The organism is Aeromonas sp. TW 6 (assembly GCF_013168745.1).
In the GTDB taxonomy this organism is placed as follows: domain Bacteria; phylum Pseudomonadota; class Gammaproteobacteria; order Enterobacterales; family Aeromonadaceae; genus Aeromonas; species Aeromonas caviae.
Window position 1 is genome coordinate 38,910 of sequence record NZ_JABERS010000032.1, and the last position, 10,221, is coordinate 49,130.

Here is a 10,221-nt window from a genome sequence, read left to right on the forward strand (position 1 = left end):
TGCCTGAACCTGTAATGACAATAGAACGTGGGAGTTGACTGCATGATGCGTCTCTTGTTTGCCGTGAGTTGCCTGTGCTGCTGGGCAGCGTCCGTCCAGGCCCAGACCCTGCTTGTACTGGGCGACAGCCTGAGTGCCGGCTACCAGATGCAGGCCGAACAGAGCTGGCCTGCCCTGCTCAATGAAAAGTGGCAGCAGCAGGGGGGAGAACACACCCTCATCAATGCCAGCATCAGCGGTGAAACGACCCAGGGCGGCCTGGCCCGCCTGCCCGCTCTGCTCGAAACCCACAAACCGGACTGGGTGTTGATCGAACTCGGCGCCAACGACGGGCTGCGGGGCTTTGCTCCCGCCATCACCCGGGCCAACCTGACCAAGATGATCGAGCTCACCCGGGCGCACCAGGCGAAGACGGTGCTGACCCAGATCCTGCTGCCCCGCAACTATGGGGCGCGCTATCTGCAACAGTTCGAGCAGATCTTCCCGGATCTTGCCAAGGCCAACGACCTGCCGCTGATGCCCTTCTTTCTGGATGATATTGTGCTGCGCCCTGAACTCATGATGAACGATGGACTGCACCCGACGGCCGCCGCCCAGCCCCGGATCCGCGACAAGGTCGCCCGCTTTGTCGAGCCTCTGCTGACACAGTAGCCCGGTGGCCGGGCCCATGGCCCTTCCCCTTGCCCAGCAAAAAGCCCCCGCATGGCGGGGGCTTTTTCATGGTTCGGCGTGCCGGTCTCAGCGGCCCAGGATCTGCCGCATCCGCTGCTGGGCCACATCCACCAGCAAGTCGGGCTGGAATTTGGAGATGAAGCGATCACACCCCACCTTCTTGACCATGGCCTCGTTGAAGTTGCCGCTCAGGGAGGTATTGAGGGTGATGAAGAGATCGGACATGCGCGGATCGCTGCGCACCTCGTGAGTCAGGCGATAACCATCCATCTCCGGCATCTCGGCATCCGTGATCATCAGCATGATCTCGTCGGTCACCTTCTTGCCCGCATCGCACCACCCCTTGAGCAGCTTGAGGGCCTGCAAGCCGTCCTGGCACTCGATGACCTCGAGCCCGAGCTGGGCGAGGGTCTCGCGCACCTGGTTGCGGGCCGTGCTGGAGTCATCGACGATGAGCACCCGGCGTCCCTGCATCTGGGGCAGGATCTCCTCGTCCAGCACCTCGGACGAGATGCGCACGTCATAGGTGATGATCTCCGCCAGCACCTTCTCCACGTCGATGATCTCGACGATCTGGTCGACGCCCCCTTCCGGGATGCGGGTGATGGCGGTGAGGTAGTTGGCACGACCCGCCGAACGGGGCGGCGGCAGTATGTCCTTCCAGGTCATGTTGACGATGTGGGCCACCTGCCCCACCAGGAACCCCTGAATGGTGCGGTTGTACTCGGTGATGATGAGGTTGGACTCCTGATCGATGGCCATGGGACGCATCCCGATGGCACCGCGCAGGTTGATGACGGGGATGGAAACGCCGCGAATGTTGGCGACGCCGCTGATGTTGTGGTGGGACCCCGGCATCTTGTTCAGATGGGGCAGCTTGACCACTTCCCGCACCTTGAAGACGTTGATCGCAAACAGTTGCTGGGCACCCAAACGGAACATCAGCAGTTCCAGGCGATTCTCCCCTACAAGCTGGGTACGTTGATCCACTGAATCCAATATGCTCGCCATATAACGCCCTTACGTCCATTTCCCGAAATTGCCCCGCACCGGAGCTGCGACATGCCAACCAGCCCCGCTTTCCCTGTCGGGACAACGCAAGCCTATATAGAAATAATGAAAAGCGTCGAGGAAAGATAGGATCTTGACCACGGGGCGTGATCATCGCCCCATCACTGCCTCATGGCAAGCACAGCCACGCACCGGCCCCGACAACAAGGGTATCGACCACACAGGGCCATTGCTGAACCCCGGCGTGCCGCTCTTGTCATCCAGCGCGGTCCGCCAGCAACAAAAAGACCGGCCACATGGGCCGGTCCTGGGATGTGCAGTGCGTCCGGGACGACTTAGAAGTTGTACTGCAGGGCCACAGCGACGATGTCGTCGGTGGACTTGTTCAGGCTGTTCTTGCCGGTGGAACCCACTTCGTCCAGCAGGTTGATCTTGTAGTCCACGTAGGCATTGAAGTTGTCGGTGAAGTTGTACCAGGCACCCACGGAGACGTATTCGGTCGCGGTGTCATCGATGCCGTGAGCGCTGTCCTTCACGTCGGTACGCAGGTAGGCCAGGGAGGGCTTGAACTTCGGCGTGATGTTGTACTGCACGACCGCTTCGTAGCCATCCATCTTCTCGGCGTAACCGCGCAGGGAGCCGGTGTCCACGAAGAGGTGATCTTCACCGTGGGAGTAGGTGGCAGCCATGTAGAGGTTGCCGACGGCGTACTTGGCGCCCACCCCGAACAGCTTGGCGTCGCTGTCGCCGCCGAAGCTCACGTTCTCGGCCTGCTCGTCGGTCTTGCCTGCCTGGTTGTAGGCAGCACCCAGGCTCAGGCCCATGTTGAAGTCATAGTTGGCAGAGAGAGCATACCCCTCGGAAGAACCTTTCGGGCTCCAGGTGCTGTTCGGGCCGACGCGCTCGCTGCGGCTCGCGTTCTGCGGGTCGTTGTTGCCGGTGAACTGGGCACCCAGGGTCAGCCCCTGCCAGTTGTACATGTACTGGGCCAGGCCGTTGGTACGACCGGTGCCGAACACCTCGGTGTCCTTGCCCAGACCATCACCACCCCACTCCGGCAGCACGTCGGTGTAGTTGTTCACCGCCTTGGTGAACAGACCGTCCTGGCGACCGTAGCTGAAGGCACCGAAGCGATCGTGCTTGATGCCCGCATAGGCGTAACGCAGCTCGTCGTTGTCAGAACCGGAGACCGGCAGGTTGTACTCGGCGAAGCCGAACGCGGTCAGATCCTCGTCAACCTTGGTTTCACCTGCGATGTGCAGACGCAGGTAGCTGGCATCGCCTTCGGTGGCATTGTCATCGGTGCCGTAGTACATGCCGTTGACGCGGCCGCCGATGTCCAGTTTGGTACCATTCTGATCGTAAACGTTGGCGGCCTGTGCACCACCGGCCAGCAGCAGGCTGGAGATGGCCATCGTCAATGCTGTCTTTTTCATTGTTCTTTCCTCAGGTGTAAGCACTCTCTGTCAGACCAGAGTTCGGTCGTGATGATCGGTTGATGTGCCGATGGCCTAAGGTAGATCCGGAAACCTTGATGGGAACTGAAGCGGCGAACGATTAATTATAAAAGCGTCAATTCGAGCTGACGCCGCGACACATAGTGTCACGCGAAATAATTTTTGCGGAACTTATGACCAAGAAAATCAATATAGCAATACAAGTGATCTATAAAGCGGGATAAATGCAGTTTAATCCTTCAACAAGGCGAGAAGCTGGGAAGCCCTGCCGGGCGACACGGGCTCCCCGCACACCTTCCCCGCCCCGTCAGACCGGCTGCCAGCCGCGCATGACCCTCAGCAGGTCCTTCCAGCTCACTATGCCCACCAGGGCGCCGTTCTCCAGCACAGGCAGACAGGAGATCTGGTGCTCCAGCATGAGGCCGGCGGCCTCTTTCAGGGAGCGTTCGGGGGAGACGGTGATGGGTTCACGGCTCATTATCTGGTGGGCGCGCCGGTTGAGGGTCTCGGTGTCCCGGTTCATCTCGGCATCCGTGTCCAGATAGGGGCTGATGGCACGCAGCAGATCCCGGTCCGAGATGACCCCCACCAGCTCCTCTTCTTCCACCACCAGAAGGTGGCGGAAATGGGCCTGCTCGAAGATCTCCTTGATGACGCTCAGCCTGTCATCCATGGAAACGGTCGCGACCCGGGTCGTCATGATCTCTTTAATCAACATGGTCAGCCTCCTGCCCCCCAGATGTCTCTGTTATGACACGTTTTTCCGGCGGCAGCCATCCCCCCCGCCCTCAAGTGCAAATTTGTGTCATTTCACGTAAGATCCGCGCCAGTTTCTCTCCTTCAATCGAGCCAAGCAGACCCATCCATGATAGTTGCCAGTCAAATCGAACTGATCCGCGGCGGCCGCACGCTGCTGGACAACGCGTCCGCCACCATACACCCCGGCCACAAGGTGGGCCTGGTGGGCAAGAACGGCTGTGGCAAGTCCACCTTCTTTGCGCTGGTGCGGGGCGAGCTGGCCATCGACAACGGCAGCTTCAGCCTGCCCGCCGGCTGGCAGATTGCCGGCGTGGCCCAGGAGACCCCGGCGCTGGACTGCTCCGCCCTGGAGTACGTGATCGACGGCGACAAGGAGTTCCGCGCCCTGGAGGCCGAGCTCGCCCGGGCCGAGGCGGATGACAACGGTCTGCTGGTGGCCGAGCTGCACGGCAAGCTCGATACCATAGGTGCCTACAGCATTCGCGCCCGCGCCGCCGAGCTGCTGCACGGTCTGGGTTTTGGCGGCGATCAGCTCGACTCGCCGGTCAGAAGCTTCTCCGGTGGCTGGCGCATGCGCCTGAACCTGGCCCAGGCGCTGCTCTGCCGCTCCGATCTGCTGCTGCTGGATGAACCGACCAACCACCTGGATCTCGACGCCGTCATCTGGCTGGAGAAGTGGCTCAAGGGCTATCAGGGCACGCTGGTGCTCATTTCTCACGACCGCGACTTCCTCGACTCTGTGGTGACTCGCATCATCCATATCGAGAACGGCAAGCTCAACGAATACAGCGGCGGCTACTCCGACTTCGAACTGCAGCGCGCCGAACACCTGGCCCAGCAGCAGTCCATGTACGAGAAGCAGCAGCGGGAGATGGCCCACATGCAATCCTATGTGGATCGCTTCCGCTACAAGGCCTCCAAGGCCCGTCAGGCCCAGAGCCGATTGAAGGCCATGGAGCGGATGGAGAAGATCCTGCCCGCCCACGCCGACTCCGAGTTCAGCTTCGAGTTTCGCGAGCCGTCGGCCCTGCCGACCCCGCTGATTGCCATGGAGAACCTCAGCGCCGGTTACGGCGACAAGGTGATCCTGGAGAAGATCAAACTCAACCTGGTACCGGGTTCACGCATCGGCCTGCTCGGTCGCAACGGCGCCGGCAAATCCACCTTCATCAAGATGCTGGCGGGATCCAACCCGCCGCTCTCCGGCAAGCTGGAAGTGAGCGCCGGGGTCAGCATCGGCTACTTCGCCCAGCATCAGCTGGAGACCCTGCGCCTGGACGACTCCCCCCTCGATCATCTGGTACGCCTCGCGCCGGACAAGACCGAGCAGGAGCTGCGCAACTACCTCGGCAGCTTTGGTTTTCACGGTGACAAGGCGCTGGACAAGGTGGCCCCCTTCTCCGGTGGCGAGAAGGCGCGGCTGGTGCTGGCCCTCATCACCTGGCAAAAGCCCAACCTCTTGCTGCTGGATGAACCGACCAACCACCTGGATCTGGAGATGCGCCACGCCCTGACCATGGCGCTGCAAGGGTTCGAGGGGGCCATGGTGGTGGTCTCCCACGACCGTCACCTGCTGCGTACCACCACAGATGACTTCTATCTGGTGCACGGTGGCCGGGTCGAGGCCTTCGACGGCGATCTGGACGACTACCACAAGTGGCTCGGCGAGCAGGAGAAAGAGGCCAACGCCAAACAGGACGACGGCGTCGTCTCCGCCAACTCGGCGGTGGCGCGCAAGGATCAGAAGCGGCGCGAGGCGGAGTTCCGGCAAGCGACCCGACCACTGCGCCAGAAGCTGGAGAAGCTCGAAACCAGCATGGAGAAGCTGCAGGCCAAGCTGGCCGCGGTGGAAGAGCAGCTGGCCGATCCCGCCATCTATGAAGAGAGCGCCAAGCAGAAGCTCTCCGAACTGCTCAAGTCCCAGGGCCCCATCAAGGAGGAGCTGGAAGGGGTGGAGCTGGAGTGGATGAGCCTCAGTGAGGAGCTCGAAACCATGGAGCAGGCCTTCCTTGCGTGACGAACAGCTGATGACGAGCGAGCGGATCGACGCCCACGAACTGCCGGGCCCGCTCGACTTCTGGCACTGGAGCGGCGAAACCTACGGCATGCGCAGTCAGGACTGGCTCAGCGTGCAGGCGCTGGGGGGCAACGTCAACCTGGCCCTGTTGCTGCACCGGCTTGATCAGAGCAGCATCCCGGTGGATCTCACCGACCTGCAACCGGCGCTGGTGCAGACCGAGGCGGTGCTCGGCCCCTGGCGCACCCTGCGTTCGAGCGCCAAGGCGCGGCTCGGCGAGCAGGAGTATCAGGCCATGCTGGCCCACGAGCTGGAGCTGGAACGGCTGCAACAGGGGGTCCTGCTGCAGACCCTTCGCAGCCTCACCCTGTTTCGCGGCGACAGCCGCAACCTGTTTCACTATCTATCGTTACTGGGTGCCCAGCAGGGCCCCCTCAGAGATCTCATATGCTGAGCTACCGCCACGCCTTTCACGCCGGCAACCACGCCGATGTGCTCAAACACGCCGTCCAGGCCCTGATCATCGAGTCCCTCAAGAAGAAGGAGAAACCCTTCATCGTGCTGGACACCCATGCCGGTGGCGGTCTCTACGACCTGCGCGGCGACTGGTCCCAGAAGAAAGCGGAATATGCCGACGGGATCAAACGCCTGTGGGATGAGCGGGCCCAGTGGTCTGCCATGGCCCCCTATCTGGGTGTCATCGAGGAGATGAACAGCGATGGTCAGCTGCACTACTACCCCGGCTCGCCGGAGCTGTCCCGCCGCCTTATCCGCGATCAGGACAAGCTGGCGCTGATGGAGCTGCACAACAACGAGGTGGAGGATCTTCGCGCCAACATGGGGTACGACCCCCGCGTCGCCGTGCACCATCGCGACGGCTTCGAAGGGCTGGTTGCCCTGCTGCCCCCCACCCCGCGCCGCGGCCTGGTGCTCATCGACCCCCCCTATGAGCTGAAGGAAGATTACTTCGCCGTGGTCGATACCCTTAAAAAAGCGCAAAAGCGCTGGGCCACCGGCATCTACGCCCTCTGGTATCCCATCCTCGGGCAAGAGGCGGACAAGTCCCGCGACATGCTCAAAGCGATCAAGCGGGAGAACTTCGGCAACGTCCTGGTGGCCGAGCTGGAAGTGGCCGGCCAGACTGCCGATTGGGGCATGAACGGCTCCGGCATGCTGATCGTCAGCCCCCCCTGGATGCTGGACCAGCAGATCGAGGCCTTCTTGAAACCCCTGTGCTCCAAGCTGGCCCAGGGCGCCGGCGCCCAGTACAGGGTGGAGTGGCTGAACAAAGCCGAAGCCTGACCCTCGGAACCACAGAAAATGAAAAAGGGCCTGTCACAGTAGGCCCTTTTTCATTGGGGCTGATGACCCGGCACGTTCACGCTAGCCAGCTGCTCGGACAGGCGGCTCGCCAGCCAGTCGATGGCAAGCCGGGTCTTGAGGGGCAGATGCGGACCATGGGGCCAGAGGGCGTTGATGGAATAGCGCCGACCCGGCAACCGGGCCAGCAGCTCGCGCAGCTCGCCCCGCTCAAGGTGGGGCCGCGCCAGCCAGGTCGGCAGCCAGGCGAGACCAAAGCCCGCGATGGCCGCCTGGGTGATGGCGTTGAGATCGTCCATCTGCAACCGCCCTCTGGGCTGGACTTCGCGCCATGCCTCGGCCTCCTGCCACCACCACGACAGCACCCGCCCCTGGCGCAGATAGGCAATGCACTCATGATCCGGTAGCTCAGCCAGGGTCACAGGTTCCCCCCGCTCGGCCAGATAGGCGGGCGAGGCGCAAAGCGTCATGCCGTGCTCCCCGAGCCTGCGTGCCGCCAGATCCAGGCTGTCCGGCGGCTCTGCGTTGCGGATCACCAGATCCACCCCCTCCTCCACCAGATCCACCTTGCGATCGCTGAACGACAGCTCCAGGGCCAACCCGGGATGCGCCTTCGCCAGCGCCAGCAAAATGGGGGCCACGCACTGCTGGCCGAACAGCACCGGCATGGAGACCTTCAATCTGCCGTTGAGGGTGAGCTTGTTGCTGGCCAGCGCCGTTTCCCCAAGACGCACCTCCTCCAGCGCCCGCAGGCAGTGGCGATAGAAGAGCGCCCCCTCCTCGGTCAGGCTCTGGCTGCGGGTAGTGCGATGAAACAGTTGCACGCCGAGACGCAGCTCCAGCCGCGCCACCCCCTTGCCCACCGCCGAGCGGGTGAGGTGGAGCCGCTCCGCCGCCTGGGCGAAGCTGCCCGCCTCCACCACGGTGGCGAAGAGATCGATGCCGTTGAGCGTGTTTGCCATCTATTGCATACCTTTTGGAGCCAATATGGCGAAATAGTATCAGCACTGCGGAAAAAAATGACTGGTAAGCTCCCTTCATTCTTCACACGTTTCAGATGGAGTTCCCCTCATGAGCCAGATCCTGCTGCTGCAATCCAGCCTCAACGGCCCCGCATCCCGCACCAACCAGTTGATGAAGCACTTCCTGCAAACACGCCGGGAGCAGGGCCACCAGGACCAGGTAGTGGTGCGCGACCTGACCGCCCTCGACTTGCCCGCCCTCGACAGCCCGTTGTTTCACGCCCTGCGGGGGGCTGAACCTGCCAATGAGGCCATCCGGCAGGCGGTGGCGCTGTCGGATCGGCTGATTGCCGAACTCAAGGCCGCCGACCTGCTGCTGATCGGCGCCCCCATGTACAACCTCAACGTGCCGACCCCCCTCAAGAACTGGTTCGATCTGGTGGCGCGGGCCAGGGTGACCTTCCGTTACACCGACACCTACCCCATGGGGCTGGTGGAGGGGGTCAACGCCCTGGTGTTCAGCAGCCGCGGCGGCGTGCATCAGGGACAGGCGACGGATGCGGTCACCCCCTACCTCCAATCCGTGCTCGGCCTGATGGGCATCGCGGAGGTGGAATTCGTCTACGCAGAGGGGATGGATCTGCACCCCCACGGGGCGGAGCAGGGAATGCGCGAGGCCCATGCTCGGATCGCTGGCCTCGGCAGGTAGGGCCATCACCCGATCTTGCCCCTTCCAACCGGCCACCTGCTGCGCGGGACATTCCAAGTAAAAAAGCCCCGCAAGGGGCTTTTCTATGACTGCGGCAGTGGCGGAAGAGACTAGGCTTGTCTGGCATCGGGGCCTGCGGGCATGTCCCGCCAGAGCGCCAGAATGAGCAGCGCCAGCAGGGCAAAGGGCGGCACCAGGCAGAGCAGCACGCACAGGAAGGTGACAAGCCCCGGGTGGCGGCTCTTGCGCCGGGCCAGTCGCCAGGCCACCACGCCGACGACGATCATCAGCAGCAGCATGAAGAGAACAAACAGGTTGGAGTTGATGGTCATGAAAGCTCCTTTTTCATGGCAAAAGGCACACTCTAGCGCCGTTGCGTTCCCAGGCAACTCCCAATCTGGTGGTGCCTCCCCCGGTCGATAGGCATTTTCTATTTCGCCGATAGATGAGAATGATTTTCATTTGGTGGAATTCTGGGTGATACTGCCTTCATCGCCAGAGGAGACACCACCATGAAAAAGACCATCAGCTTCGCCATCCTGCACTTTTGTGTCGCCTTCACCGTGGCTTACCTGCTGACCGGCGAACTGCTCACCGCCAGCCTGATCGCCCTCATCGAGCCCGCCGTGAACACGGTCGCCTTCTACTTCCACGACCTTGGCTGGCACAAGCTCAAGCCTGAACACAGCCTGCAGGCCAAGACCAGCAGCTTCGCCCTGGTCCACTTCTCGGTGGCCTTCGGTGTCGCCTACCTGTTGAGTGGCGAGCTGCTCACCGGCGGCGTGATGGCACTGATCGAACCTGCCATCAACACCGTCGTCTTCTTCTTCCACGAGCGGCTGTGGCGCAGCCGCCAGCAGCTGGCTCTGGCCTGAGGGAGGGGCAACTGCCCTTCCCCCTGAACAAGCCTCTCTCCCCCGGCCAGGGGACCACTCCCTGCCGTACTGACCAATTTGTTGATCCCGCCCCAACATTTATCACCTCGCCCTTCCCCTGCGCCCCTCTCTCGCTACCATACCCGAATGGCAATCCAAGCCTCGTCGGAGTCACCCATGAGCCCTCTCCGCCATCCCCGTTGGTTACCAAGCAGCAGACTGGAAGCTGAAATTCAGGGGCGGTAGCCATGTCATCGGCTTGCCAACTCCTGCCGATCACAGCAAGGGGCGACCGGCGACTCATCCACAACATGCTAAGGAAGGTGCGAACAAGTCCCTGATATGAGATCATGTTTGTCATCTGGAGCCATGAAAAAGGGTTCATCATGAGTCATCAGCTCACCTTCGCCGACAGTGAATTCAGCAGTAAGCGCCGTCA

11 protein-coding genes are annotated in these 10,221 nt (G+C 62.1%); 6 read left to right on the plus strand and 5 right to left on the minus strand.

The window, feature by feature from the left end:
• Positions 1–42 precede the first annotated feature (42 nt).
• Positions 43–651, plus strand: a complete 609-nt coding sequence (locus HKD46_RS15305; protein ID WP_039040186.1) for an arylesterase — start codon at positions 43–45, stop codon at positions 649–651.
• Between the two features lie 87 nt (positions 652–738).
• Here HKD46_RS15305 and HKD46_RS15310 read toward each other — a convergent pair whose 3' ends face one another.
• The 3 genes from HKD46_RS15310 to HKD46_RS15320 form a co-directional block, all read right to left on the minus strand.
• The gene (locus HKD46_RS15310) at positions 739–1,683 is read right to left on the minus strand and encodes a chemotaxis protein CheV (RefSeq protein ID WP_041212426.1); all 945 of its coding nucleotides are present in this window, start codon (positions 1,681–1,683) and stop codon (positions 739–741) included.
• Between the two features lie 335 nt (positions 1,684–2,018).
• Positions 2,019–3,119 (minus strand): porin, encoded by a 1,101-nt coding sequence (locus tag HKD46_RS15315; RefSeq protein WP_043156284.1) that lies wholly within the window; start codon positions 3,117–3,119, stop codon positions 2,019–2,021.
• A 328-nt stretch (positions 3,120–3,447) separates the two neighbouring features.
• Positions 3,448–3,858: a CBS domain-containing protein gene (locus HKD46_RS15320; RefSeq protein ID WP_010675511.1), complete on the minus strand. Its 411-nt coding sequence runs from the start codon at positions 3,856–3,858 to the stop codon at positions 3,448–3,450.
• Between the two features lie 147 nt (positions 3,859–4,005).
• On the opposite strand from HKD46_RS15320, the gene HKD46_RS15325 reads away from it, so the two are divergent.
• From HKD46_RS15325 to HKD46_RS15335, 3 genes are read left to right on the plus strand one after another with little or no spacing between them, the layout of a single operon-like run.
• The gene (locus HKD46_RS15325) at positions 4,006–5,916 is read left to right on the plus strand and encodes an ABC transporter ATP-binding protein (RefSeq protein WP_171865620.1); all 1,911 of its coding nucleotides are present in this window, start codon (positions 4,006–4,008) and stop codon (positions 5,914–5,916) included.
• Positions 5,909–6,370, plus strand: coding sequence for a DUF2390 domain-containing protein (locus tag HKD46_RS15330; RefSeq protein WP_171865621.1), 462 nt, complete (start codon positions 5,909–5,911; stop codon positions 6,368–6,370). The genes HKD46_RS15325 and HKD46_RS15330 overlap by 8 nt, the downstream gene beginning before the upstream one ends.
• Entirely contained in the window at positions 6,364–7,218 is an 855-nt protein-coding gene (locus HKD46_RS15335; protein ID WP_171865622.1) for a 23S rRNA (adenine(2030)-N(6))-methyltransferase RlmJ, read from the plus strand. Before HKD46_RS15330 ends, HKD46_RS15335 begins: the two co-directional genes overlap by 7 nt.
• 50 nt (positions 7,219–7,268) lie before the next feature.
• Here the strand turns inward: HKD46_RS15335 and HKD46_RS15340 are convergent, their stop codons facing one another.
• Positions 7,269–8,198, minus strand: coding sequence for a LysR family transcriptional regulator (locus HKD46_RS15340; protein ID WP_171865623.1), 930 nt, complete (start codon positions 8,196–8,198; stop codon positions 7,269–7,271).
• A 109-nt stretch (positions 8,199–8,307) separates the two neighbouring features.
• Here HKD46_RS15340 and HKD46_RS15345 point away from each other — a divergent pair, with 109 nt between their 5' ends.
• Positions 8,308–8,907 carry an FMN-dependent NADH-azoreductase gene (locus HKD46_RS15345; RefSeq protein WP_171865624.1) on the plus strand — a complete coding sequence of 200 codons (600 nt, stop codon included), beginning with the start codon at positions 8,308–8,310 and terminating at the stop codon, positions 8,905–8,907.
• A 110-nt stretch (positions 8,908–9,017) separates the two neighbouring features.
• Here HKD46_RS15345 and HKD46_RS15350 read toward each other — a convergent pair whose 3' ends face one another.
• On the minus strand, positions 9,018–9,239 hold the full coding sequence (locus HKD46_RS15350; RefSeq protein WP_010675517.1) for a hypothetical protein: 222 nt from the start codon (positions 9,237–9,239) through the stop codon (positions 9,018–9,020).
• A gap of 180 nt (positions 9,240–9,419) precedes the next feature.
• Here HKD46_RS15350 and HKD46_RS15355 point away from each other — a divergent pair, with 180 nt between their 5' ends.
• Positions 9,420–9,782, plus strand: coding sequence for a DUF2061 domain-containing protein (locus HKD46_RS15355; protein WP_171865625.1), 363 nt, complete (start codon positions 9,420–9,422; stop codon positions 9,780–9,782).
• Positions 9,783–10,221 lie beyond the last annotated feature (439 nt).